This is a genomic window from Endozoicomonas sp. SCSIO W0465, assembly GCF_023716865.1.
Lineage (GTDB): Bacteria > Pseudomonadota > Gammaproteobacteria > Pseudomonadales > Endozoicomonadaceae > Endozoicomonas.
Map to the genome: position 1 here is coordinate 976,738 of NZ_CP092417.1, position 25,319 is coordinate 1,002,056.

Annotated in this window: 19 protein-coding genes and 1 pseudogene; 7 read left to right on the plus strand and 13 right to left on the minus strand. The window is 50.5% G+C overall.

Annotation, left to right across the window (positions count from 1 at the left end; genetic code table 11):
- Window positions 1-30 precede the first annotated feature (30 nt).
- Both rpoD and dnaG read right to left on the minus strand, forming a co-directional pair.
- Window positions 31-1,863 carry an RNA polymerase sigma factor RpoD gene (gene rpoD / locus MJO57_RS04120; RefSeq protein ID WP_252023182.1) on the minus strand — a complete coding sequence of 611 codons (1,833 nt, stop codon included), beginning with the start codon at window positions 1,861-1,863 and terminating at the stop codon, window positions 31-33.
- A 275-nt stretch (window positions 1,864-2,138) separates the two neighbouring features.
- Window positions 2,139-4,109 carry a DNA primase gene (dnaG, locus tag MJO57_RS04125; RefSeq protein ID WP_252023184.1) on the minus strand — a complete coding sequence of 657 codons (1,971 nt, stop codon included), beginning with the start codon at window positions 4,107-4,109 and terminating at the stop codon, window positions 2,139-2,141.
- A 197-nt stretch (window positions 4,110-4,306) separates the two neighbouring features.
- On the opposite strand from dnaG, the gene MJO57_RS04130 reads away from it, so the two are divergent.
- A complete protein-coding gene (locus MJO57_RS04130; protein ID WP_252023186.1) occupies window positions 4,307-4,624 on the plus strand; it encodes a hypothetical protein in 318 nt (105 codons plus the stop codon).
- 20 nt (window positions 4,625-4,644) lie between these two features.
- Here the strand turns inward: MJO57_RS04130 and MJO57_RS04135 are convergent, their stop codons facing one another.
- Window positions 4,645-5,100 (minus strand): GatB/YqeY domain-containing protein, encoded by a 456-nt coding sequence (locus MJO57_RS04135; RefSeq protein ID WP_252023188.1) that lies wholly within the window; start codon window positions 5,098-5,100, stop codon window positions 4,645-4,647.
- 103 nt (window positions 5,101-5,203) lie between these two features.
- Window positions 5,204-5,419 (minus strand): 30S ribosomal protein S21, encoded by a 216-nt coding sequence (gene rpsU / locus MJO57_RS04140; RefSeq protein WP_020582360.1) that lies wholly within the window; start codon window positions 5,417-5,419, stop codon window positions 5,204-5,206.
- Between the two features lie 362 nt (window positions 5,420-5,781).
- Between rpsU and tsaD the strand changes: the two genes are divergently transcribed.
- The 3 genes from tsaD (at window position 5,782) to MJO57_RS04155 (ending at window position 7,694) form a co-directional block, all read left to right on the plus strand.
- Complete coding sequence (gene tsaD, locus MJO57_RS04145; RefSeq protein ID WP_252023189.1) at window positions 5,782-6,831, plus strand: tRNA (adenosine(37)-N6)-threonylcarbamoyltransferase complex transferase subunit TsaD; 1,050 nt, start codon at window positions 5,782-5,784, stop codon at window positions 6,829-6,831.
- Between the two features lie 104 nt (window positions 6,832-6,935).
- Window positions 6,936-7,304: a dihydroneopterin aldolase gene (folB, locus tag MJO57_RS04150; RefSeq protein WP_252023191.1), complete on the plus strand. Its 369-nt coding sequence runs from the start codon at window positions 6,936-6,938 to the stop codon at window positions 7,302-7,304.
- Between the two features lie 6 nt (window positions 7,305-7,310).
- The gene (locus tag MJO57_RS04155) at window positions 7,311-7,694 is read left to right on the plus strand and encodes a 2-amino-4-hydroxy-6-hydroxymethyldihydropteridine diphosphokinase (protein ID WP_252023193.1); all 384 of its coding nucleotides are present in this window, start codon (window positions 7,311-7,313) and stop codon (window positions 7,692-7,694) included.
- A 179-nt stretch (window positions 7,695-7,873) separates the two neighbouring features.
- Here the strand turns inward: MJO57_RS04155 and MJO57_RS04160 are convergent, their stop codons facing one another.
- Entirely contained in the window at window positions 7,874-10,570 is a 2,697-nt protein-coding gene (locus MJO57_RS04160) for a hypothetical protein (protein WP_252023195.1), read from the minus strand.
- 187 nt (window positions 10,571-10,757) lie between these two features.
- Entirely contained in the window at window positions 10,758-11,909 is a 1,152-nt protein-coding gene (locus tag MJO57_RS04165; protein ID WP_252023197.1) for a polynucleotide adenylyltransferase, read from the minus strand.
- Window positions 11,910-12,213: 304 nt separating this feature from the next.
- Between MJO57_RS04165 and MJO57_RS04170 the strand changes: the two genes are divergently transcribed.
- Entirely contained in the window at window positions 12,214-13,266 is a 1,053-nt protein-coding gene (locus tag MJO57_RS04170; RefSeq protein ID WP_252023199.1) for a PLP-dependent cysteine synthase family protein, read from the plus strand.
- Between the two features lie 141 nt (window positions 13,267-13,407).
- Here MJO57_RS04170 and MJO57_RS04175 read toward each other — a convergent pair whose 3' ends face one another.
- From MJO57_RS04175 to MJO57_RS04185, 3 genes are all read right to left on the minus strand, one after another.
- Complete coding sequence (locus MJO57_RS04175; RefSeq protein WP_252023201.1) at window positions 13,408-14,520, minus strand: hypothetical protein; 1,113 nt, start codon at window positions 14,518-14,520, stop codon at window positions 13,408-13,410.
- A 505-nt stretch (window positions 14,521-15,025) separates the two neighbouring features.
- Window positions 15,026-15,880, minus strand: coding sequence for a hypothetical protein (locus MJO57_RS04180; protein WP_252023203.1), 855 nt, complete (start codon window positions 15,878-15,880; stop codon window positions 15,026-15,028).
- A 48-nt stretch (window positions 15,881-15,928) separates the two neighbouring features.
- Window positions 15,929-16,459, minus strand: coding sequence for a hypothetical protein (locus MJO57_RS04185; protein WP_252023204.1), 531 nt, complete (start codon window positions 16,457-16,459; stop codon window positions 15,929-15,931).
- Between the two features lie 300 nt (window positions 16,460-16,759).
- Between MJO57_RS04185 and putA the strand changes: the two genes are divergently transcribed.
- The gene (putA, locus tag MJO57_RS04190) at window positions 16,760-19,999 is read left to right on the plus strand and encodes a bifunctional proline dehydrogenase/L-glutamate gamma-semialdehyde dehydrogenase PutA (RefSeq protein WP_252023206.1); all 3,240 of its coding nucleotides are present in this window, start codon (window positions 16,760-16,762) and stop codon (window positions 19,997-19,999) included.
- A 132-nt stretch (window positions 20,000-20,131) separates the two neighbouring features.
- Here putA and pilB read toward each other — a convergent pair whose 3' ends face one another.
- The 4 genes and pseudogenes from pilB to MJO57_RS04210 all read right to left on the minus strand — a co-directional run.
- Complete coding sequence (gene pilB / locus MJO57_RS04195; protein ID WP_252023208.1) at window positions 20,132-21,847, minus strand: type IV-A pilus assembly ATPase PilB; 1,716 nt, start codon at window positions 21,845-21,847, stop codon at window positions 20,132-20,134.
- 236 nt (window positions 21,848-22,083) lie between these two features.
- The gene (locus MJO57_RS04200) at window positions 22,084-22,566 is read right to left on the minus strand and encodes an IS1595 family transposase (protein ID WP_252026893.1); all 483 of its coding nucleotides are present in this window, start codon (window positions 22,564-22,566) and stop codon (window positions 22,084-22,086) included.
- Window positions 22,535-23,023, minus strand: a complete 489-nt coding sequence (locus MJO57_RS04205; protein ID WP_252018121.1) for a transposase — start codon at window positions 23,021-23,023, stop codon at window positions 22,535-22,537. Before MJO57_RS04205 ends, MJO57_RS04200 begins: the two co-directional genes overlap by 32 nt.
- Window positions 23,024-23,195: 172 nt before the next feature.
- A pseudogene (locus MJO57_RS04210) lies at window positions 23,196-23,477 on the minus strand (ABC transporter permease subunit); the annotation flags it as partial.
- A gap of 1,170 nt (window positions 23,478-24,647) precedes the next feature.
- On the opposite strand from MJO57_RS04210, the gene MJO57_RS04215 reads away from it, so the two are divergent.
- The gene (locus MJO57_RS04215; RefSeq protein WP_252023210.1) at window positions 24,648-25,181 is read left to right on the plus strand and encodes a transposase; all 534 of its coding nucleotides are present in this window, start codon (window positions 24,648-24,650) and stop codon (window positions 25,179-25,181) included.
- The last annotated feature ends 138 nt before the right edge of the window (window positions 25,182-25,319 follow it).

Genomic DNA, 25,319 nt, shown 5'->3' on the forward strand with positions numbered 1-25,319 from the left:
TGGTAATAAAAAGCGCCTTACGGCGCTTTTTTATTCATCAAGGAAGCTGCGGAGGTGGTCCGAGCGAGTTGGATGGCGAAGTTTTCTCAAGGCCTTCGCTTCGATCTGACGGATACGCTCACGAGTAACATCGAACTGCTTGCCCACTTCTTCCAGTGTGTGGTCGGTGTTCATGTCGATACCAAAGCGCATTCTCAGGACCTTGGCTTCCCGGGCAGTCAGGCCAGCCAGAACCATACGGGTCGATTCTTTCAGGCCTTCACCCGTTGCACGGTCGATTGGCGACTGCATGGTGGCGTCTTCAATAAAGTCACCCAGGTGAGAATCTTCATCATCACCAATGGGAGTCTCCATGGAAATTGGCTCTTTGGAGATCTTCAGTACCTTGCGAATCTTGTCTTCTGGCATATCCATGCGCAAAGCCAGTTCGTCAGGTGTTGGCTCCCGACCCATCTCCTGAAGCATCTGTCGTGAGATCCGGTTCAGCTTGTTGATGGTTTCAATCATATGCACCGGAATACGGATGGTGCGGGCCTGGTCCGCGATTGATCGGGTAATTGCCTGTCGAATCCACCAGGTGGCATAGGTTGAAAACTTGTAACCACGGCGATATTCGAACTTGTCCACCGCCTTCATCAGACCGATGTTGCCTTCCTGAATCAGGTCGAGGAATTGCAGGCCGCGATTGGTGTATTTCTTGGCAATAGAAATAACCAGACGAAGGTTGGCTTCAACCATCTCTTTTTTGGCTCGGCGGGCACGAGCTTCGCCAAGGGACATTTTACGGTTGATGTCTTTTACCTGGATCAGGGAAAGCTCGAACTCTTTCTCGATGTTGGCCAGCTTTTTCTGGGCGCGAATGATCTCTTCACGATAGTTCTGCAAAGCTTCAACGTAACTGCCGCTTCCGGCTGCCAGCTCATCGATCCAGCCAAGGTTGGTTTCGTTGCCCGGAAATGCCTTAAGGAAGATCTTGCGCGGCATTTTTGATTTGCGGACACACAGCTGCATTACCGCGCGTTCATTATCTCGGATGCGCTCTACTGCATTGCGGATTCTGAACACCAGCATGTCGAAGATGCGTGGAACCAGCTTCAGAGGCATGAACGCTTCGGCCAGTTCATCGAGGGCCGCCTGGCTGTTATCACGACCATTATTGGCAATAGCCGCAGTGGCTTTTTCCAGGGCGTCTCTCAGGAGGGTAAAGCGTTCTCTGGCTTCTTCCGGATCAAGTCCGCTGTCGCCTTCTTCTTCACTATCTTCTTCATCACCATCGTCATCGTCGTCGTCATCAAGTGACTCGTCGATTTCTACATCTTCATCATTCGTGGTGGCAAACTCGGTGTCATCGTCGGGATCTATGTAGCCGCTGATGACGTCGGTGAGGCGTCCTTCTTCTTCGGTAAGGCGATCATACTCGTCGAGTACAATCTGGGCGGAACCAGGAAACTGAGCCAGTGCTGACATGACTTCACGCCAGCCTTCCTCAATGCGTTTGGCAATCTGGATTTCGCCTTCACGGGTTAACAGCTCTACTGTACCCATTTCCCGCATGTACATGCGGACAGGGTCGGTGGTTCTTCCTGCTTCCTGCTCGACGGCGGCAAGCGCTGCGGCGGCTTCTTCAGCGGCAGCCTCATCGGTATCGGCTTCGGCCATGAGCAGGGTATCGGCGTCAGGAGCAGTCTCGTAGACGCTGATACCCATGTCATTGATCATGCGGATAATATCTTCCACCTGATCAGGATCGGAAATATCTTCCGGAAGATGGTCATTAACCTCCGCGTAAGTCAGGTACCCCTGTTCCTTACCACGGGCGATAAGCTCTTTTAATCTGGATTGTTGTTGCGAATTTGCTGACATATCAACCCTTTAACAGCGGATATTGACGAACCGGACAAAAAAAGTAAGCAGGCAATTATAGCTCATAAACTGGGTATAGTACCACAGGGCAGCGGCCCGACTTGGTTGGACGAGGTACCGGAATGCATTCCATGACGCAGGTTACCTTTCCTTGGTGTTTTCAGACCGGCTTTGAGTTAGACATGTGGCCAATAATGCAGTTCCACGGGACACAGTGACATTCAAGTATACCTAATATTTTTTGTTGTGCAGTTTTTTTTTATGGCCTTGTGGTTTCAGTCCTTCGTTAACTGAGAATCACTTTCCTTATACTTGAGGCTTTGTCGCTTACTTTCAAGTAGTTTCAGGTATTTTTTTCGTGTTTCTTCGTCAAGTTGGCTTGGTCGTTTGTTTTGCAGACTGGAACTCAGAAAGCTGCTGTGCTCATTGTGGTTTTGAACTTCGTTATGCTTCTTGCGGATTTTTGCCAGGGTTTCCAGAAACTCATCCCGATGCGCAGTGGTGCCGTGATCCAGAGCTGCCAAGGCCTGTAGGCGTTTTCCCTTGTCTGTCCCGTACCATTGGGCGATGAGCGTACTGGTATTAAGTAACGGTTCTTTTTTGAGTATGGTTAACAGGTCGATCAATAATTGACTATCATTGTCGTTTTCCAGTTTCAGATTATCAAATGGCTCTGAAACTTCCCGGGCAAACTCCGGACTACATAATAGCTGTCGTATGGCGTAACCGGAAGTCACCAATCTTGCAGAGTTGGCCAGACGGGCTGGTGAAGGCTTGCGTAAAGTCTCTGTGGTATGGTTCTGATGTTCGTTGGGTGGGTACTGCCTTTCGTCAGTATCGTAGAAAGGGATTGGCTCATAATGATTGTGATGAAAGTGTTCCTCCTGGACGATGCTGCGTGTTTCTGGCTCTGGTCGACTGCCGGGTAACTCTCTGGTGCGAGCACTCTCCTGAAAATGGGCTTCCAGGTAATGAGTATCCAGTCCTGTGCGGTCTGAGAGCTTTTTCAGAAGCAACTGGCGAAACAAGCCTTCGGGCAGTTTGTCTATGTAGGGTTGAGCCAGTTTGGCCAAACGGGCGCGACCATCCATGGTCGTCAAATCCAGCTCTGACTCCAGTTCCCGGAACAGTAAATTATCAAGGCTGATGGCCTGACTCTTGATTCGCTCAATAAAGCCTTCAGCGCCTTCCTGGCGAACCATGGTGTCCGGATCCTCCCCCTGTGGTAGAAACAGGAAGCGAGCCTGGCGACCATCTAGCATATTGGCTAGTGTGGACTCCAGTGCACGCCATGCGGCGCGTCGGCCGGCGTCATCGCCATCGAAGCAGAAAATGACCTCGGGTACGACTTTAAAAAGTCGCTGCATATGGTCAGAAGTGGTGGCGGTGCCCAAAGTGGCGACAGCATTGGTGATGCCTTGCTGGGCAAGGGCAATGACATCCATATACCCTTCAACCACCAGGATGCGGCTCAGCTTGCGGTTGGCCTGTCGAGCTTCAAATAATCCGTAAAGTTCCTTGCCTTTATGAAAAACAGGGGATTCGGGAGAGTTCAGATACTTGGGTTTTTCATCACCAAGAACACGCCCGCCAAAGGCAATATAACGACCCCGGCTATCCCGGATAGGGAAAATGATGCGCTCCCGGAAGCGGTCATAGACTGTATTGCGGTCTTCATTATTGACCAACATTCCGGTCGTGATCAGTTGTTGTTCTTTTTCTGGTGATGTAGCCAGTTCTTTCTTCAGGTTGTCCCAGCCGGGCGGGGCAAAGCCGATAGCAAAGTGCTGGCAGGTCTGCTGATCGAGGCCCCGGCTTTTCAAGTAGTGGGATGCCTTTGGCGAGTGCCCATGCTGTTTAAGTTGGCGGCTATAGAAGTCTACTGCGCGTGCCATCAGGTTGTAGAGTTCGCTGTGGTCCGGGCCGCGTTGTTGGTGAGGGTTTTCTTCCCTGGGAACGTCCAGGCCCAGCTGTCCTGCCAAGGTTTCAACCGCTTCAGGGAAGTCCAGATGGTCGTGATCCATGACAAAGCCAAGGGCGTTGCCACTGGCTCCGCAGCCAAAGCAGTAGTAGAACTGCTTGTCAGGACTCACCGAAAAGGATGGGGTTTTCTCTTTGTGGAAAGGACAGCAGGCCGAGTAGTTGCGACCGGTTTTTTTCAACTTAACCCGGAGATCAATAACATCGACGATGTCAATGCGGGTAAGGAGGTCATCAATAAAATACTGGGGAATCCGTCCGGCCATGGTGGAGTGTTCTTGAACAACGAAAGAATTTGATGTGATGACTTATTTTATCATCTGCGTGGGCTTGTGTCGGTATTTAATAAGCTATAGATAAGACTTTTGTCCAGGAGGCTGTATACCTTGGTGTAATAGCAGACATACTTTACTTACGTTAACGTAATTGGGTCAAAGGGAAATTAGCCGATAGGGAGGTCGCTATGTTTTTAATGAAATTGTGCGGGATTCATTATTTGTCGTACAGCGATAAACAATTGGATGATGTGTCTGGCCGTAAAGCTGCTATCTCTGATCCTGAGTGCATTTATCTTCCGGGTGATAATCGAGACAAGGTTGAGCTGGCGCTGAAGCTTTTCGGAAGGGCGACTGTCAGCAACACGGCTAAAGTACTGCAAAAAAATCGATTGCCATCAGTTAGGCTTGCTGGCTATGCATTGGAGATTGGGATTAAACTGGGGATCAAAAAAGTAAAGCCAATTGTGCAAGCACAAGTCAGTAGCTTAAGTGGACAGGATTAGGTGCTGCCAGTTACCCATGATTATTGCTGGCTCAGTCGTGATTTAACAATTTTGCTGATGGATGACATGTCTGCCCGGCCCTGTGCCTGTGGTTTGACCATGCCCATTACCTTGCCCATGTCGGCCATGCCGGATGCGCCTGTGCTATTAATGGCAAGGTCGACCAGTTCGGTGATTTCAGTGTCCGATAGTGGGGCAGGGAGGAAGTCGGCAAGAACCTCAAGTTCCAGCTTTTCCTGATCGGCAAGATCCGTGCGCCCGGCAGACTCGAACTGTTCAATGGCATCGCGACGCTGCTTTACCATTTTGTCCAGAGCCGCCAGGGCACGTTGATCGTCTAATGATTTTTCATCGACTTCAATGCGCTTCAGTTCGGCCAGGGCCAAACGGATAGTACCCAGTCGTGGCTTGTCGCGATTGCGCATGGCTTCCTTCATGGCTTCTGTCAGTTGGTCCCTGACAATGCAATCACTCATGACACGTTCCTTTTTACCTGAAGTAGGGTTGGTGGGTCTAAAGCCCAATGGGAGTCGAAGCGTAAATCATACGATTGATGCAACAGACGGTAACGTCAGTTGATCAATACAGACGCTCACGACGACGCTGCTCGCGCTGCAGTTTTTTAAGATGACGCTTAACAGCAGCAGCGGCCTTGCGCTTGCGAACGGTAGTTGGCTTCTCGTAGTGCTCACGACGACGAACTTCCGCCAGGATACCGGCTTTTTCACAAGAGCGCTTGAAACGGCGCAGGGCTACGTCAAACGGTTCATTCTCTTTAACTTTAACAGCAGGCATGCAGAGATCACCTTCCTTTTAATAACAAATGTTGACCATGAATCCGCCCCGGTCAGTGCGACTGAAGGCTAAAAAACTCACGGCTGGATTACAGCCAATGCTGCGCGAATGCGATCATCCAACCCCTGTGATTACTAATTTCATGCTTGGAAAAGACGGGTCTTTACGCAAAAGCGGAACGTTAATACTCACACTAACAGGACCGATGGGTCGCAGCTTTTCAAGGGCGCGAATTTTAAAGCTTATTCAACAAAAATGCAAAAAACGCCCACTTACCGTATGATCCTTTTGCTTTTAGGAAATATCCGGGTTAGGGATTTTCCTCAGCTATTTTTGCGTAATTTGTATCACAGGTTTGCTAAATGATTGTTCTCGGGATTGAAACTTCCTGCGATGAAACCGGCATTGCCCTTTATGACAGCGAGAAAGGCCTGCTGAGCGATGCCCTGTTCAGTCAGATTGATATGCACATTGATTACGGTGGTGTCGTACCTGAACTGGCTTCCAGAGACCATATCCAGAGAGTTTTGCCCCTGATTAATGAAGTGCTAGGGCAGGCCGGTATCGGTAAAGATCAGATCGATGCTGTGGCTTACACTCGTGGACCGGGGCTGGTGGGAGCCTTGATGGTGGGCGCTTGTATTGGCAAAGCATTGGCCTGGGCATGGCGTATTCCATCGGTGGGTGTTCACCATATGGAAGGTCATCTGCTGGCACCTATGCTGGAAGACACGCCTGTAGTCTTTCCGTTTGTGGCACTGTTGGTGTCCGGTGGCCACACCCAGCTGGTTCAGGTGGATGGCATTGGCCGTTACACCCTGCTGGGCGAGTCTGTTGACGATGCTGCCGGAGAAGCGTTTGACAAAGTGGCTGCGATGCTGGGTCTGGATTATCCCGGCGGTCCTGCCATTGCCCGGCTGGCAACAGAAGGACAGGCGGGGCGTTTCCGTTTTCCCCGGCCTATGACGGATCGTCCGGGCCTGGATTTCAGCTTCAGTGGCTTGAAAACCTACACCTTTAATACTGTCGCAAAATGTTGTGAAGCGTCTATGGCTAAAGCGCTCACCGATCAGGATCGTGCCGATATCGCCCGTGCGTTTGAAGAGGCGGTGGTGGCCACGTTGACTATCAAGTGTCGTCGGGCCCTGCAGCAGACGGGTATGAAGCAGCTGATTATTGCCGGTGGTGTCAGTGCCAATGAGTCACTGCGGACTGCTTTGGAATCCATGGTAGAAAAAGAAGGTGCCGTGTTGCGATATGCCCGCCCCCGGTTTTGCACAGATAATGGTGCCATGATCGCCTATGCTGGCTGCCAGCGGCTGTTGGCTGGCCAGTGTGACGGGCCTGAAGTGGTGCCTGTACCCCGTTGGTCTATGGAAGAGCTTGAACCTGTCAGTCAGGTGGTTGTCTGAGACTGGATCGCTACAGGCGCTATTCAGCGCTATTTTTGGACAGTCTTTTTCAGCCGGTGCTTGCGCCGTCTTCGTGATTACAAGAGAGAATGAGTCTGACTCCCATGGATAAAGTACGAATAGAAGCCGTAGAAACTCAAGCGGTCATCGGTGTTTATGAGTTTGAGCACGCGGCTCCACAGCCATTGGTGCTGGATCTGGAACTGACGACTGATTTTAGCCGTGCATTTATCAGTGACGACCTGCAGGATGCCCTGGATTACGATGCGATCACCCAGCGGGTCAGGGCATTTTGTGAAGGGTCAAGGTATCAGCTGATAGAGGCTCTGGCTGGCGGCATCATCACTGAGGTAATAGCGCATTACCCGGTCGATAGAGTGGCTGTGACCATTCGAAAGCCGAAGGCTTTGACCAATGCGCTTGCCACTGTCTGGTGTGAGCGGACCCGTGCACAAATGATGGCGCAGGAATAGTTAACCGTGACTGTCTATGTGCTTGGTATTGGTGCCAATATAAACGCTGAGTATCAGTGCCGTCAGATAATCGCTGCCCTGGAGCAGCGATTTGGTCAGGTCAGGGTTAGTGCGCTGGTGACAACTAAGGCGGTTGGTCTTGAGGCCCCCGATTATATGAATGGGGTGGTTTGCTTTGAATCAGACATCAGTGCTGAGGCATTGCAACAATGGTGCAAGAAGCTTGAAGAGCAACTGGGGAGGGATCGTGAGCAGATCCTTTGTGCTGCAGATATTGACCTGTTGCTGGCTGTTAATCCGGCAGAGGGTTTGTTAATTGAAAAGCTTGTCAATCAGGTTGAAGAACCCTGGTTTCGGCCTCTGGTGGCTGAGTTGTTAAATGATCAATGATAAGGGTTGTTCGGACCTGATTTTCTGGCCATGATCAGCCAGTTCCAGAAAAAAGGATAAAAAAAGGCCGCCTTGCAAAGACGGCCTGAGGATATCAGGGGTTAACCTGATAAGACATGGCAAAAGCTCTGTACTTATCGAACGTGTTGAGTTTACCTCATTATTTCACTGGCCTGACCCTATGATTGGACGGGATGACCTATGAACGAAAAATCCTCCGTGCTTGGCTCAATAAGGGGGTTATCGTCAATGGTTTCAAAACCGTCGTCAGAATGTGACGAACAAACACTCACAACACCCCGTCTAACTCGTTCAGCTTTCCCGGCAATATACTGCTGCAGGAACTGACTGTCGGACATGAATTCACGGGCTCCTGGTGTGGCGTCCCTGATTATCTCGTACATCATGCTGCTGTCATCAGAATCATCGCCAGCGTCTGAACCTTGCTTCTGGAGCTGAAACAACTGCCTGGGCATGGCGGCGATGTTATCGTCAATCTCTGACGTGTCGTTGCCGGATTGGCCGGGAACATTATCGGCTGATGCTGAACGAAACCTTTGTTTGCTGCGTTCTGCTGCCAGCTGCTGATTATAAGCAAGCAAATTTTCCTCGGTCAGAGTGTGGCGTTTTTCTCCATTCGCTTTTAACAAGGCGGACATTTTGGCGACTCGTTGGTCTGATTCCTGCTCTATTTTCTCAAGCCTTGTCATTCCCACAGGTGCTTCCGGTATTCTTACAGAAACTACCGGTTTACTGACAGGCTCCTGGTTTTTGACAATGGTTCTGAACTTATCATAGCCCTCATGCCTGCCATTGATGTTACTGCACTTAACCACCCAGTGATTACTGAGCTGGCCGGGTGCTTCTTGCCATTTGACATTACCATCCAGGTCTTTCAGGACTTTGCCATACTCATCTCTTTGGGCAACATAGCTTCTGTATTCCAGCTCCGACGGGCTAGCCTTGCTCCACTTCATGCCTTGCTGATGCTGGTAATCGGAGTCAGACGTTTTTCCGTTGTACTCCGGGGTTATCTTCTTGTCAGGCGTGGGGATGACAATATCGTTCACCTTGGCATACGTGGTTGAGCTAACACCGACGACTCTGCCACTGCTATCTCGGGCAAAGATATCCAGGACATCGCCTTTCGCATCTTTATAAACCCAGTTCTTCAGGCGATCAATATCCAGTCTGTCCCGTGTGCCTGATGCTCTGTACCCGTAATGAGGATCTGCAGAATCAAGTACCAGTGCACCGTTTTTCCAGTCATCGATGTCTTGTGCACGGTGTTCCTGAAGGGCAGGGCACATCCTGTTCAGGTATTCAAGCTCTTTATGAATCGACATCAGCGTACACTCTTTGGCATAGATTGCCAGGTGGCGCCTGTTGATATCGATATCCATTTCCAAACGCCTGGCCCGGTCTCTCGATGCCTGTATCGTAAACCTGTCTCCGATTTCTTCTGCCAGTGTCAGATCCCTTCGCTGTTCTGCAAGGCTGGCTTCTAAGGCATTAACCAGTGCTTCAACTTCCGCCTTATAGGCTTCAGGATCCCTCGCTCCCCCAATGTAGCGTGTGGTATCCCAGTTGCCCGGGTAGGCAGCGTGAAAATCAGCCTTCATCACGTCCAGGTCATTGACAAGGGTTTGAGCTGCTGAATGAAGATTGTAGCGATGTTGTCCGCTTTGCAGCTTGTATGCGTCGATCACGTGCTGATCAGTACACTTGAGCGCCGGACGTTTGGGAGGCATGCCAGGGTGAACAGGTGCTTGTTTGTCAAAAGCTTTATCTTTCTTGTCAGCTTTCTCTTTGGCTTTCTGATATTTTGCATGTTCCTGATTATATGCGGCCAGCTTCTGTTGGTAAGCTTCCAGATCTTTGTTGTAATCATTCAGAGCGGTTGCGTACGCTGGGTCATTACCCAGTCTCCTCGCTACTTCTGCATTGTCGGCATCAAGGAGCTTCTCAGTAACCTGACCATCGGGGGTCTTCTCGGTAACCACAACGGCGGCGCGATTTTTTTCATCAGCAAGCGTCAGGGCCCGGGTTGGGATAACCTGGTATTCTTCATTGGTTTGTTGATTCACGCGGCGAACGCTTTCTTTGTTCAGCTCCAGATGGCCCGTCTTTAGTTGTTGATTGAACAATCGGTTAGCTGCCGCGCGGGCTTTTTGACTCATTATCTCGTCGTAAGCTTCTTGTTCGGTAACATCGAATTGTTTGGCCAGATCGGTACACAACAGTTGCGTGTGAATATCAGTGAATCCTTTCATGGCCACATCCAGACAGGCCTTTTCAAATGCCTGACGCTTTGCTTCGCTATGATCAAGCTGAGCCTTCTCTGCAATAGCTTTCTGCTCCAGCTTTCTGGCGTCATACCTGGCTGGCTGGAACACATAGAGAAACCCTTCGTAAGCAGGGGTAATGACGTAATTTTGCAGAGGTTTGGCAACCAACTTAACGATGTTAACGATGAGCTTCAAGGGAAGAGCAAGGTATGAACCCACGACTTTCAATGTTTCAACAGCACGCTCACTGAGGCTGCGTTTGTGAAGGACAACGATTGACTCTTCTTTTTTCTCGGGTTGCCCGGCAGGTGCAGGCTGAGCAGGTATTTCTTCGGCAAGGTTTTCTGCAGACCTGACTCGTTTGGGCTCTCCTGAGACAGTGACGCCTTCTTCAGCTCTATCCGATATCGGTACAAATGGTGCCTGTGGCGGCGTTTGGGTTGATTGGTCAACTTTCATTGTTGGAGCTACTGCCACGGGCCTGGCTTTGGTGACGGTAGGCGGTTTGGCTCCGGGTAGATGCGGGGAAGCAAATGGGACATGGGTAGTAGTTACCTGGGGTGCTACAACAGGACCGGTGTTTGCCATGGTTTATGTCCTTATTCAGTTTGTATGATTGATTTACATCAATAGATTATTGACTGAACGTTTTGACAGTTTATTTGGAGTTTTGTTCCAGTTTGATAGTAATTAATGAAGTGCCACTCATCAGACTGTAATTGGGTGTGTATTAAGCGCTTGAAATTAATATCAATAGCTCTTAATACAGTGACATTCATTGCTGATTGTATTTGATAAGATCAACGGTTGATTGAATTTTCTGAAGCCGTTTCTGCCTTAATGCTTCACCAATGGCTTTGCCTTTGAGGTTTTCAGTCATTAAATCTCTGGCTTTAATGGATAAACAGCAATCCAATAGTTTAATCACCTGGTTTTTTTTCAATTGAACCGTTTCAAAGCCATAGGAAAGAATCGTGATGAGGCTGATAAAGCGTTCGGGTCGTCGCAGGGCATCAATGGCGTCAAACAGGGACATCAGGGACTCTGCATCGCTGGTATGAAAAACAGAAGCAACGCGTTGGGCGTGCTCTGTGACCAGAAGTGCCATATCGGCAAAGTCTGATGGCAGTCGCATTCTGGATGAAGCGGCCTGAACCGTGAGTATATTATCAATTTTTTCCGCCTCGGGCTGAGGCAGACGAGGTGAGAATAGGCACCCAAACCGGATCAGAGCAGTACTGTCTGCCCGGACCGCTTTATTAAGGTGTACTAAGGTCTGGTTATGGATCAGGGATCTGAACTCGGGCATGACGGCTTGAAGGGCGCCGCAGCTTTCCAGCGTTTGAAAGTAGACGGATGGGCTCGGTTCCATCAACGCTTTTGATGTTTCCTGCCATACTCTTTCTGGTACCAGATGCGATGCTTCTCCACTCTTTACCATGTTGCGCATTAATTCCAGCGTTTCTTCGGCAACCGTAAAGCCCAGCGGCGCAAGCCTTGCTGCGAACCGGGCAACCCTGAGGATTCTCAGAGGATCTTCCTGAAAGGCGGACGATATATGGCGAAGCTGGCGGTTTTTCAGGTCTTTCTGGCCGCCATACGGGTCAATGATGTTGCCGTGTTGATCTTCTGCCATGGCATTAATGGTTAAATCCCGTCTCAGCAAATCTTCTTCAAGGGATATATCAATGGACGTGTAAAAGCTGAAACCTGCATAACCATGACCGGTTTTGCGTTCCGTCCGGGCCAGGGCGTATTCCTCTTTGGTTTGGGGGTGAAGGAAAACCGGGAAATCCCGGCCAACGGGCTGAAAGCCCAGATCCTTCATCTGTTCGGGGGTTGCCCCAATGACAACCCAGTCATTGTCCTTAACCGGCAAACCCAGTAATTGATCTCTGACGGCACCGCCCACCCGATAGAATTGCATAAATGAGGACTATTCCAGATATAAAAGTAAGAATTGTTGTTTATAGCAAAATGGTGTGTTTTTTTCCTGTTTGGAATATTATTTTACGGTTTTGACATTTTGTGGATAATTTTTTTATAGAAATGGTTGCGTCAGGGTTTTTTGAAATACTTTTCTCTTGCTAACGCCATAAAGTATTCCCAATAGCATCCCGGGTACAGGGAAAAGTACAAAAGTATCCACATCAATAGAGCCTGATGACGCTTTTTTCCCGCCCGATAAATTCATATGGACGTACTTCGGCCCTGAAGGGAGGGATAAGGTTATGAATAAGCATCAATGGGTTAATGAAGCCATTGGCAAAATTGAAGCGGATTTTCAACGCAGTGCAGATACACACCTGATACGGCTTGAATTACCGGGAATTAACGGGATAGAGGTGTATCTTAAAGACGAAAGCACGCACCCTACGGGAAGCCTTAAGCACCGCCTGGCCCGATCTTTATTTCTTTATGCCATCTGCAATGGTTGGGTTGGTGAGCAGACCACCATTATTGAGTCCTCTTCAGGAAGTACTGCTGTTTCTGAAGCCTACTTTGCCCGGCTACTGGGCTTGCCATTTATTGCCGTGATGCCCAGATCGACATCTGTGCGCAAGATACGGCAGATTGAGTTTTACGGTGGTCAGTGCCACCTGGTCAATTGCTCCAGTGAGATTTATGCAGAATCCGAGCGGTTGGCCAGGGCGCTGGACGGACACTATATGGATCAGTTTACCTATGCCGAGAGGGCAACAGACTGGCGGGGTAACAACAATATTGCAGATTCGATTTTTCGACAGATGCAGGCTGAGCAGTACCCGGAGCCCAGCTGGATTGTAATGAGCCCCGGAACCGGAGGAACGTCTGCTACTATTGGGCGCTACATCCGATATCAAAAGCTGTCTACCCGTTTATGCGTGGTAGATCCGGAGCACTCCGTTTTTATGGATTATTACACCAGTGGAGACACCAGCCTGACTGTGGATCAGGGTTCCCGTATAGAAGGTATTGGACGCCCAAGAGTCGAGCCATCGTTTATTCCTGGTGTAATTGATGACATGCGTCGTGTGCCTGATGTGGCATCTATCGCAACCATTCATTGGCTGGAAAGGATACTGGGTCGAAAGGCTGGCCCGAGTACTGGAACTAATTTATACGGCGCCCTGCAAATTGCTTCTGAGATGCAGTCCAATGGTCAGGAAGGGGCTATCGTTACCCTGTTGTGTGATCCGGGTGATCGTTATCTTGATACCTGTTATAACCCTGACTGGATTGCTGCTCAGGTTGGGGATATACAACCATGGATAGAGGAACTCTCCCTGCTGACTGGAAAATAAAGTCCTGCCCATCGCCTTTGCAATGGCTACTGGCTGCCCTTGTTCGCACTTGGGAATGTTTTAGGAGTGGAAGAAAGCTTTACAAGATAAAACGGTCGCAAGATGCGACCGTAGAAAATTAAACATTAATAATGTTGGGCTTCATCTCTTCACGAATGCTCCGAATCTGTCATCCATTCCCTTGGCTTGGGCGTCCAGGGCTTCACGGTGGCCATCAATAGTACCTTTCTTGGCACTACTATATGCATCCTGTCCTGAGACACTGTCGAACATAGAGGATTGTCCATATTGTTGGGTAGTCCTGGCATGTTGTTGGGTAGTTTTGGCATGTTGTTGGGTAGTTTTGGCGTGTTGTTGGGTAGTCGTGGCATGCGCTTCAGTCTTGTGAAGCTGCTCTGAAGCCCGATTTTCAGCCATCAGTTTCTGTGTCAATGGATCTGAAGATCTGTTAAGAAAGCTCTCGCAGTCAGCTACATTTCTACGATGTGCGGCAAGGTCTCTCATGACCAGGGAATCCAGAGATGATGTTAAATAACCTGGTTGTTCAGTTCGGGAACCACCACTATTCACTAACTGATCCATATGTTTAATGTGACCTTGAGCGGTCTGCTCAAGACCTGAGCGATGTTGCATCGGAGCAGGCTCTTTGCCACCGGGAGGAACGGAGTGACTGCCTTGAGGTGCTCCAGACGTTGTGACCTGTGTATGGCTGTGGGAAACCTGAGTATGTGCATGCCCGGAAGTTGGAGGTAGATGCGCCCCGGTGGCTGGTGTATATGGCGGCATTGCAGAACGGTATAAATGTTGATAACCCATGCCCACGCCTGGTTGATAGGGCTGATGGCTATAAGCCGTACCGGGGGCAGGTGCTGATGATGTAGCCGTTTGGCCAGGAGCCGTTTCCGGTTGTTCTTTCTCAGCAGTTTTCTGATTGCCTTCAGCGGCTTTCTGGTCGCCTCCAGCGGTTTTCTGGTCACCTCCAGCGACTTTCTGGTCACCTCCAGCAGCCTTTTGTTGCAATCTTGGGTCATCATCTGGATTCGTGTGCCGAGTATTGGTAAAGATTCCTTTCCAGGTTAACCCTCCCCAGGTTAACCCTCCAAGCCAACTGTCATCCTTGCCTGCTGTACCGTCAGTGGTTTTGTTACCCCCATCCGGCCCGGCCTCAACTGCAGTCTTACCTGCCGTTGGGGCGGTTGCCTCACCGGCAGCAGGTGGTTGGGCTTCCGGTGCTCCCGGTGGATGCTGAGTCATATAATTGGGAGCATGATGAGGAGACACCGAGCCGAAGGGTTCTCCTCCGTGTTGATACGATTGGGGTGGTGGAGCCCCGGCTCCGGTAAAGTAGCTTGCGGAAGGGGTGTGTGAACTAATACCATAACCACCATATTGGCCATGCTGCCCCCCTGGATATCCCGTATTGCTGACTCCATACCCGCCAGCCGCTGCTGGTGGTGTTTGGTAATTTTGATATGCTGCTGGGTTGGCGCCGTACGCTTCCATTATTGAATCCTTGTTAAACTGATGGAAAGTCTGGAATTAAAATTTGGTGTATACGGATCTCAATTTGCCAAGATGGCGACAACATTCGACAGGTCGTGGTTATATTGGTTCTATATCAATTAGTAATTATTATTTTAGAAATATATAGTATTTTAATTGTTTTTTTCTCATTGGTTTTTAACAGGAATCTGTGGGTTTTGTTAAAAGACAATTGATTGATGATTTCATATGGGTGAAAGTCTCATATTGATGAGTACTAACGTTCAAGATCACCCTTCCCTGATGAAAATGGAATCACATTATCACTGACCATATTTACCTTAGCCCGGTACGTTACCGACAGCAGCATCCAGCCACAGTCGAACCAACCACTTTGAATTAGTGACCTGAGTGTCAGAATGCCTTGCCCCCCGGGACACCGCCAACGCATTCCCGAACACTTCATTCGCTGTGTAACCAGCGTTTTACAGGACGCCTCAATGACCCCTGAGCCTATGGGCAGGTTGCGCGACAGGTGTTCTGCATAATTCATCCGTAACCGGTTTTTTCTGAAGTACTTTAACTCTGTCTTTAATTTCGATCGGCGGGGATGCTTGCTATGCTGGTAAGCCAGTGCCTTGATTATTTTTTCAACCCCACCCGGCTCCTCCTTCAGGATATGTCGGTAGGTGCTGAATTTCTCTTTGGACTTCGCGCTATTTTCACCGTAAGCCAGGTCAAATGCCTTCTTCAGGTGTTCTGCCGCATGGTAATAATCAACAATTTCTTCTCCCTCCGGTAGCTCTTTGGTGAAGTATGTCCAATTGTCCCGGGCTCCATCTGCCACTTTGACCAGAGTCAGATTTGGCTTTTGCTGAAGCACCTTATCCAGAAGGTTTGAAAGGGATTTTTTCAATGTCGCTTTCTTGCTTTCAGGCATTCGTCCCATCCTGATCGTAGAGAGGCGATCTCCCTGGTCATCGTAAAACGACAGTGTTCCACAACTGGCCTCCTGACAACCTGCTGGCCCTCGGGTACGTTTGCCATCAGCAACACTCTTTTCACGTTTCTCCTGACGCTTGCCGTCTTTCATTGGTAGCATCACACCGTCAAGGGAAGCAGCTACCGTCACGCGTCAGGCGGTACTGTGAGATTCTCCGCGAGAAGGGTCTCGAAAGGGTCAAGGTGCTGCTCCCATTGTTCGTTGAGTTTTTTTGGGAAGACGTGCCAGAGAGCTGGTTGAGGGTGACATATTCCCCATTAGATCGAGTAAGCTTTTTACGTCCGCGGGCGGCAACTGGGCAACCATCCATGCTGCTTGCTTCGCAGCCTTTGGTAACCAGTAGCCTTCTACAACGCCAGCCTTGAGCTCTAAAGGGACAATGCACTTATCCCCGGCATTGCGGTAGAGGCTGCGCAATACCCGGACAGGTCCTGCTGCTGACTGGTAGGTTTGATAGCTGCGTAATGCCTGGTGATACACGACCCCATTCACTTCGATAGAAGCTTTATTGATGTCTAATTTTTGCAGTTCTTCTGCCAGTATTTCTCGCTCCGCCTGAATAAAGAGGGAGTGAATCTCGTTTTCATGATCCTCAAAATGCTGGATTGGATTATTGGACTGACGAAGGAGGGTCAGTTTTTGCTGCAGTTGGTCAATAGCAGGACAGGAATCATTGGCGACTTTGGTTAGTGGCTGACATACTTCCATCGGAGCGGCCTCTCACAGTTGACTCTTTGTTTGCTGTTAGAATCATAGCTGTGTTTGGCTGCTCTCCATTCAGTTTGAAAAATTTGGTGTTACGTCTGTTTGCTGTAGCTCAAGGCCTGTGGGTGTGATCAATATGAGACTTTCACCCTTTCATATGGTTAGCTACTTATATTTAACCGGATATTTTTAATCAGGTATTGTCGTGCAGATTTAGGAAGAACGCAGATATTTTAAATAAATGATCAGAACCATTGGCTGCAGTTTGATTGTTTTTTCTGCATGCCTTAATTGGAGAAGGGTATGTTTCAGGTAAAAGATGCATTTAACGCAGGCAATGACCAGCAAAAAGCAGTCCAGCAAAAAAGAGTCCAGCCAAAAATAGCCGGGCAAAAGCCAGCTGAACTCTGGTCGATGATCTCCCCTCATTACTCTGTGGATGAAGCTTCCTGGCTAGAGGAACTGGTTCAGGTTCTGGATGTGCAGTCCGGGGATTACCAGGAGACAGCCAATAAAGCCACCAGAATCATTGAGCAGGTCAGGGGCAGTGATAATGGCATTCATATGATTGATGCGTTGCTACTGCAATACAGTCTGGATACCCGGGAAGGTATTCTTCTGATGTGCCTGGCCGAGGCCCTGCTGCGTATTCCTGATCATCGGACGGCGGATGCTCTGATCCGCGATAAGTTAAGTGTGGCTGACTGGAAAAAGCATCTGAGCCAAAGTGACTCGCTACTGGTCAATGCCTCTACCTGGGGACTGCTGCTGACGGGCAAGGTGGTCAATCTGGAAGCCGGAGTGGATGGTTCTGCCGGCGGGGTTATTGGCAAACTGGTGAACCGGATGGGTGAGCCGGTCATTCGTCAGGCGGTTAACCAGGCCATGAAGATTATGGGGCGTCATTTTGTCCTGGGGCGTACCATTTCAGAGGCATTAAAAAACGGTCTGAAACAGCGGGATAAGGGGTATACCTACTCTTTTGATATGTTGGGGGAGTCTGCCCTGACGATGGCAGATGCCCGGCGTTATCATGATGAATACCTTGCGGCAATCAGGGCGGTTTCCGCTGAGCCTGATCACGAAAACTCCTCTCGTGCCGGCATTTCCATCAAGCTCTCTGCTCTCCATCCACGGTATGAAGTGGCACAAAAAGAACGGGTGTTCCGGGAGCTGGTGCCTGCGCTTCTGGATCTGGTTCGTGCAGCCAGGGCGGGCAATGTTGCCATCAATATGGATGCCGAGGAACAGGATCGCCATGAGCTGTTTCTGCAAGTATTTGAGCGGGTATACCGCCATCCCGATTGCCGTGGCTGGGGTGGGCTCGGTCTGGTGATCCAGGCCTATGGCAAACGGGCACTGCCGTCTTTATGCTGGCTTTCTGCCCTGGCCCGTGAACAGGGAGATCGTATTCCGGTTCGGCTGGTAAAAGGGGCTTACTGGGACAGCGAAGTGAAGCGGTGTCAGCAACAGGGGTTGCCCGGTTATCCGGTCTATACCCGTAAGGAAGCGACCGATGTTGCTTACCTGGTGTGTGCCAAATTTCTTTTATCAGAGCCGGTCAGGGCAACGCTCTATCCCCAGTTTGCCAGTCATAATGCCCACACGGTTGCCAGTATTCTTACCATGGCGGAGCGGGCAGGTCTTGATAACCAACGTACAGATGACTTTGAATTCCAGCGCCTCCACGGTATGGGGGATGCGCTTTATCATTATATCCTGAGTGAACATCGTCATCCGGTTCGTATCTATGCTCCGGTTGGCAGTCATAAGGACCTGTTGCCTTATCTGGTTCGTCGATTGCTGGAAAATGGTGCCAATTCATCATTTGTTCACCGTCTTGTGGATGCCAAAACGCCGGTGGCTTCACTGGTTCAGCACCCGGTCGAGACGTTGACCAGCCGGGTTTGTTTTCAAAATGACCAGATCCCGCTGCCACCGGATATTTATGGCCAGTCACGCAAAAACTCACTGGGCGTGAATATCGATATTGACAGTCAATGGCAGCCATTCCAGCAAAAAGTTCAGCGCTTTATGGGGCATAAATGGACTCAGGGGCCGTGGGTTGATGGGCAGCTGTTACCGTCCACGGAGATGTCAGATGTAGCTTGCCCCTATGATCGCACGCAAACCACTGGCCATTTGGGTTGGAGCGATGCGTCTCAGGCTGATGCAGCCGTTGGTATCGCTGAATCTGCCTTTGAACGTTGGAATTCAACACCGGCAGAACAACGGGCAGCCTGCCTGGAGAAGCTGGCTGACCTGCTGGAAGACAACCGTGCAGAGCTGGTGGCCCTCTGTCATCGGGAAGCCGGTAAAACCTTGCACGATGCTATTGATGAGGTGCGTGAAGCGGTCGATTTTTGCCGCTACTACGCCGGTCAGGCAAGGGAGCAGTTTGCGTCATCCAGCGTGATGCCGGGCCCTACCGGAGAGTCTAACGAGTTACGACTTTCAGGCCGGGGAGTATTCCTCTGCATCAGCCCGTGGAACTTTCCCCTGGCCATTTTCCTCGGTCAGATGACCGCTGCCCTGGCTGCCGGGAATACGGTGATTGCCAAACCGGCTGAACAGACCGGCCTGATTGCTGGCAGGACGATTCAGCTGATGCTGGAAGCCGGTATCCCCGGCGATGTGATTCAGTTGTTGCCTGGCGACGGTGCGACCGTGGGTCGTCAACTGGTAGCCGATAGCCGTATTGCCGGTGTCGCTTTTACCGGCTCTACGGAGACAGCCCGGGTGATTAACCAGGCTCTGGCCAATCGTCCCGGCCCGATTGTGCCGCTGATTGCAGAAACCGGGGGGCAGAATGCCATGGTCGTCGATTCCACCGCCTTGCCGGAACAGGTGGTCACTGACGTGGTTCTGTCCGCCTTTGGCAGTGCGGGGCAGCGCTGTTCTGCCCTCAGGGTGCTCTATGTGCAGAAAGATATTGCTGACCGGGTCATCGCTCTGCTGCAGGGGGCCATGCAAGAATTATCGATCGGGAATCCGGGCCTGCATGCTACCGATATTGGTCCGGTGATTGATGAGAAGGCCCGCCAATCACTGCAGGCACATATCGAACGGATGAAAAAAGAGGCCGCACTGCTGTTTGAGTGCGAATTGCCTGCCGATTGTGCTAACGGCAGCTTTGTTGCCCCGGTTGCCTTTGAAATTGACCATATTGGTCAACTGGAGAAGGAGCATTTTGGTCCGGTTCTCCATGTGATTCGTTACGATGCCAACGCATTACCGGAGGTGATTAATCAGATCAACAGTACCGGTTATGGCCTTACCCTGGGCATTCACAGCAGAAACGAAGTGACGGCAACATTGATTGAAGAGCGGGTCAGGGTTGGCAATATCTACATTAACCGGAACCAGACGGGTGCTGTGGTCGGGGTGCAGCCATTTGGTGGTCAGGGGCTGTCCGGCACCGGTCCGAAAGCGGGAGGGCCAAACTATCTGCAGAGGTTTGCTACCGAGCAGACGTTGTCGATTAATACCACGGCGGTTGGGGGAAATGCCACGCTGCTGTCTTTGGGAAGTGAGTCGGTGTAACCGGCAGACGTCTCGTTCCTGCGCACTGGGAATGCATACCCGACTCCGCCAAATTCCTGGTTACGGAGTCTCTGAACGTTCTGGTATGCATTCCCACGGGGACCGTGGGAACGAGAGGGTGGCCATGCCTGGCTAATCCTGCGTTACCCGGTTGACCTCTTCGAGACTGGTCACACCTTGCAAAGCCTTTAACAGACCGGATTGGCGCAGGTTATTAAAGCCTTCCTTCTGTGCCTGTTTCGAGATTTCCAGAGAGTTACCTTCGGCCATAATAATCTGCTGCATACCGGGGGTGATCGACACCACCTCATAAATACCCACACGACCTTTATAACCGCTCTTGCAGTTTTCACAGCCTTTAGGACCAAAAATCTCGGCGGAGTCCGCCTGCTCTTCAGTAAAGCCCTGTTCCAGCAGTGTTTCTTTGGGGATTTGCACCTTCACCTTGCAGTGATTGCACAGCCTTCGCGCCAGGCGCTGGGCAATAATCAGACTGACAGAGGTGGCAATGTTAAATGAGGGAACCCCCATATTCTGCAAACGGGTCAGGGTCTCTGCCGCACTGTTGGTGTGCAGTGTGGACATCACCATGTGACCGGTCTGGGCTGCCTTGATGGCAATATTGGCCGTTTCCAGATCCCGTATCTCACCCACCATGATGATATCGGGGTCCTGACGTAGAAACGCTCTCAAGGCTTGGCTGAAGTCCATGCCCTGTCTGGGGTTGACGTTGACCTGGTTAATCCCTTCCAGGTTGATTTCCACCGGATCTTCCGCCGTGGAGATGTTCCTTTCATTGGTATTCAGAATATTCAAACCGGTATACAGAGAGACGGTTTTGCCCGAACCGGTAGGGCCGGTGACCAGAATCATACCCTGTGGCTGGTGCAGGGCGTTCAGGTACATCTCCTTCTGCTCGGCTTCATAGCCCAGGGCATCAATCCCCATTTTGGCACTGGAAGGATCGAGGATACGAAGGACGATTTTCTCCCCCCAGAGCGTCGGCAGGGTGTTGACACGGAAGTCGATGGCCTTGGTTTTGGAAATTTTCATTTTTATCCGGCCATCCTGAGGCTTTCTGCGCTCGGAAATGTCCATGGCCGACATGATCTTCAGACGGGAGGCAATCCGGGAGCCAAGAGTGACCGGAGGGCGACTGACTTCATGGAGCACACCGTCGGTTCTGAAACGCACCCGGTAGGCTCTTTCATAAGGCTCAAAGTGAAGATCCGATGCACCCCCTTTGATGGCGGAAAGCAGCATTTTATTAACGAACTTAACCACCGGAGTATCATCTTCTCCACCACCGATAGTGCCCTGAGCGTCATTTGCCCCGTCATCAATGGCACTGACTTCAAGGTCTTCAAGATCAACCAGGCCATCGTCGCCAAGATCTGAAAACGCGCCGCTGGTATCATCCAGGGCGGCATCAATCATTTTCTCCAGGCGGTCGGGCTCGGACAGTACGGTATGAATGGTCAGGCCGGTATTAAAGCGGATTTCATCCAGGCTCTGCAGGTTGGAAGGGTCGGAAACCGCGACAAACAGGTGCGAGCCCCGTTTGATCAGCGGCAGCACATTGTGTTTTCGGATCAGCTTTTCCTCTACAACCTCTTTAACAAGGTGCTCTTTATCAAAGGCACTGAGGTCGAACACTGGCAGGCCAAACTCTTCGGCAATCGCCAGAATCAGTGCTTTGCCGTCAACGAGTTTTTTTTCCAGCAGATAGCGGGCCAGGGGCTTGTTTGCCTTGGCGGCAGCCGCTTCAGCGTTGTGCAGGGCGGCCTCTTCCATCGCTTTATCGGCCAGCAGGCGGGCAGCCAGCCCGGTCAGAGGTTTGTTTGCCATAACCTGTTTCTGTCCATGGGGTTGAATAGATTATCGATAGGTAATATATCAGCATCCATGGCGGATAGTTAAGGGTGCTTTTGTGGTGAGAACCGCGAAGATCACAACGTAAGGAAAAGCTGCGTTGTATCAATTGCGTGATATGGTTTTGCCGTGCTATCTTCTCGCCGGCTCGCTTATGTGGTTGGTAATAATACGTCTGTTATTAGTTATGGCTCTTTTCCAATTCCAGACTGCTATGTAACCAGCAAGTTGACTAAGGGCTGAAGAAGACTTTTGCCTCTTCGGCCAATATTATGCAAAAACTCAAAAAAGCCAAGGTAAAGGGGTAAAGCCTCTTGGGATATTCCCCTGTGAGGCCTTAGCCACGAGCGTAGAAGTGACCAAAACCCCTCCATAGTATTAACATGCACCTCGTAAATACCGTCTTTGTCATCATCACGAGCATACTCACCTTTGCCGTGACAGACCGTTTTATGTCTGAAGCCCCAGCTTTCAAGGTCATCATAGATGTTGTATTCATCGGTATAAATCTGGCTCTGTGGGGCTACGTGTTTCTTGATAAATGGTTCGATTGTCGCCTTCTTAACGTTCGACAGCATGTTGATAATGACCTGACCTCCCCTTTGAATCATTCCCAATACCGGCGGTTTGTCTTTTTCAAGAGTCCCACGGCCCGGAGCGCCTTTAAGCCTTCTTTTTCTCGGTGGACGATCCAGATTTTTTTAATGCTTCAGGGTGTCCCTTGTGACCAGCTACAATGTAGACCTCGTCGAATTCAACTTCGCCATCAAGAATCACTTCAGGCTTTCGGTCAACAACACCATTTCGTAAGACTGTGGTCATATGGTGTGCATCACTGACACACAGATCAAGTTCCTGAGCTATCTGGCTGTTGGAGACGTTCAGCCCCATTAAATAGAGACAGGCAATCCAGACTTTGAGTGGTCGGTGGTGTCCTGCGAAAACCGTATTTGTCAGGTCATCGAAGTAGCGCTTACAGGACTTACAGTAATAGTGCTGGCACTCTACCTGCACATTGTCGTGTCCATTCTTTTTGACATTCTCAGAATCACAGTGCGGACAGAGAACAGTGCCATCTGGCCAGCGGTTCTCACGGATCATCTCAAAGCAGGTGTCATTACTGATGAGATCTGAGATTCGGCCTATATTCATGGTCAATGCTGGCGATGGCTAATTATATCCACCAAGGATAGTTCAGCAGTTCGGAATTCGAAAAGAGCCAAATAGTTTTTGTTCAAACCACAAAGTTACAGGGTTATATGCATTCCCACGGGAGTACCGTGGGAGTGAGGTGTACCGGTTTGGCATTGAATCATGGCAACCATCACCCCTTATACAGCTTCGGATTCAAGACATCCCTGAGCCAGTCACCCAGAAGGTTCAGCACCAGCACCAGCACCACCAGCACAATTCCGGGAATGACCGTAATCCACCAGCTGCCAGAGAAGATATACTCAAAACCACTGGAGATCAGCGAGCCCAGTGACGGCTGTGATACCGGCATACCAAGGCCAAGGAAAGACAACGCTGCCTCACTGATAATCGCATTGGCAATCTGCACCGTAGAGATCACCAGAATAGGCGACAGGGTATTTGGCAGAATATGACCTCGTTCCCACGGTCCTCCGTGGGAATGCCTACCCCAAGCTCCCGGTAAAATACTAGCGACGAGAATGTCTGCGAGTACCGGTATGCATTCCCACGCAGAGCATGGGAACGAGAAGGTGGGTGCTGACCTCGTTCCTCCGTTGACCTCGTTCCCACGGTCCTCCGTGGGAATGCCTACCCCAAGCTCCCGGTAAAATACCAGCGACGAGAATGTCTGCGAGTACCGGTATGCATTCCCACGCAGAGCATGGGAACGAGAAGGTAGGTGCTGACCTCGTTCCTACGTGGGAATGCCTGAGGAACTCTTTTGACCTCGTTCCCACGGTCCTCCGTGGGAATGCCTACCCCAAGCTCCCGGTAAAATACTAGCGACGAGAATGTCTGCGAGTACCGGTATGCATGACCTCGTTCCCACGGTCCTCCGTGACCTCGTTCCCACGGTCCTGAGGTTGTCGCAAAACCCTGACCTCGTTCCCACGGTCCTCCGTGGGAATGCCTACCCCAAGCTCCCGGTAAAATACCAGCGACGAGAATTTCTGCGAGTACCGTTATGCATTCCCACGCAGAGCATGGGAACGAGAAGGTGGGTGCTGACCTCGTTCCTACGTGGGAATGCCTGAGGAGCTCGTCTTACTTTCCTCCGTGGGAATGCCTACCCCAAGCTCCCGGTAAAATACCAGCGACGAGAATGTCTGCGAGTTCTGGTATGCATTCCCACGCAGAGCATGGGAACGAGAAGGTGGGTGCTGACCTCGTTCCCACGGTCCTGAGGCTGTCGCGAAACCCGTGACCTCGTTCCCACGGTCCTCCGTGGGAATGCCTACCCCAAGCTCCCGGTAAAATACTAGCGACGAGAATGTCTGCGAGTACCGGTATGCATTCCCACGCAGAGCATGGGAACGAGAAGGTGGGTGCTGACCTCGTTCCTCCGTTGGAATGCCTGACCTCGTGACCTCGTTCCCACGGTCCTCCGTGGGAATGCCTACCCCAAGCTCCCGGTAAAATACCAGCGACGAGAATGTCTGCAAGTACAGGTATGCATTCCCACGCAGAGCATGGGAACGAGAAGGTGGGTGCTGACCTCGTTCCTCCGTGGGAATGCCTGAGGAACTATTTTTACTTTTTCCAGTCCTATAAACGTTATCTACAATAAACGTCAGGTCAAATCATGGGGCGCAGCCGATATTCATTCATCCAGCCCGACAAGCCTCACTTTCTTACCCTTACCGTGCTTCACTGGATACCGGTGTTTACCCGGCAGAATACAGTCTGCATTCTGTTGGATTCTCTGCGCTGGCTGGTGAAGGATAATTTCCGGCTCTATGCCTATGTGATATTGGAAAATCACCTGCATTTGTTAGCCCAAAGCCCGCAGCTGGATAAGGATATTGCCCGCTACAAGTCATACACGGCAAAGCAGTTGATAAATTATCTGAAGCAGCGAAAAGTCAGTACCATTCTTGACCAACTGGCTTTTTATAAGAAGAAACACAAGGCAGACAGGGCCCTTCAGTTCTGGCAGGAAGGCGTTCATCCAGAGTTAATCATCGATGAAGCGATGATGGTTCAGAAGATTGATTATATTCACCAGAATCCGGTCAAGCGTGGCTATGTGGATCTGCCAGTGCATTGGCGTTATTCCAGTGCCCGGAATTACGCTGGGCAAAGGAATGGTTTGCTGGATGTGATCACTGTGTGGTGATTGTATATTTTCATGCTTGAAGAGTATTTGATCCGGGTCTTATAGATTCAGTGGTTTTGCTGCTTAATTGATCTTCACCTGCCTTGCCACCAACCTTGTGGACAGCAGACCTTTAAAGAGAAAAGTTTCTTCGCTGAC

Bases quoted from the DNA above. Each gene is read 5' to 3' on its own strand.
- tsaD (WP_252023189.1), top strand. From the start codon at position 5,782: ATGATTGTTCTCGGGATTGAAACTTCCTGCGATGAAACCGGCATTGCC.
- MJO57_RS04170 (WP_252023199.1), top strand. From the start codon at position 12,214: ATGAATAAGCATCAATGGGTTAATGAAGCCATTGGCAAAATTGAAGCG.
- MJO57_RS04160 (WP_252023195.1), bottom strand. From the start codon at position 10,570: ATGGCAAACACCGGTCCTGTTGTAGCACCCCAGGTAACTACTACCCAT.
- MJO57_RS04135 (WP_252023188.1), bottom strand. From the start codon at position 5,100: ATGAGTGATTGCATTGTCAGGGACCAACTGACAGAAGCCATGAAGGAA.
- MJO57_RS04165 (WP_252023197.1), bottom strand. From the start codon at position 11,909: ATGCAATTCTATCGGGTGGGCGGTGCCGTCAGAGATCAATTACTGGGT.
- MJO57_RS04205 (WP_252018121.1), bottom strand. From the start codon at position 23,023: ATGAATATAGGCCGAATCTCAGATCTCATCAGTAATGACACCTGCTTT.
- MJO57_RS04215 (WP_252023210.1), top strand. From the start codon at position 24,648: ATGGGGCGCAGCCGATATTCATTCATCCAGCCCGACAAGCCTCACTTT.
- putA (WP_252023206.1), top strand. From the start codon at position 16,760: ATGTTTCAGGTAAAAGATGCATTTAACGCAGGCAATGACCAGCAAAAA.
- folB (WP_252023191.1), top strand. From the start codon at position 6,936: ATGGATAAAGTACGAATAGAAGCCGTAGAAACTCAAGCGGTCATCGGT.
- rpsU (WP_020582360.1), bottom strand. From the start codon at position 5,419: ATGCCTGCTGTTAAAGTTAAAGAGAATGAACCGTTTGACGTAGCCCTG.
- pilB (WP_252023208.1), bottom strand. From the start codon at position 21,847: ATGGCAAACAAACCTCTGACCGGGCTGGCTGCCCGCCTGCTGGCCGAT.
- MJO57_RS04175 (WP_252023201.1), bottom strand. From the start codon at position 14,520: ATGACTCAGCATCCACCGGGAGCACCGGAAGCCCAACCACCTGCTGCC.
- dnaG (WP_252023184.1), bottom strand. From the start codon at position 4,109: ATGGCCGGACGGATTCCCCAGTATTTTATTGATGACCTCCTTACCCGC.
- MJO57_RS04130 (WP_252023186.1), top strand. From the start codon at position 4,307: ATGTTTTTAATGAAATTGTGCGGGATTCATTATTTGTCGTACAGCGAT.
- rpoD (WP_252023182.1), bottom strand. From the start codon at position 1,863: ATGTCAGCAAATTCGCAACAACAATCCAGATTAAAAGAGCTTATCGCC.
- MJO57_RS04185 (WP_252023204.1), bottom strand. From the start codon at position 16,459: ATGGAAGTATGTCAGCCACTAACCAAAGTCGCCAATGATTCCTGTCCT.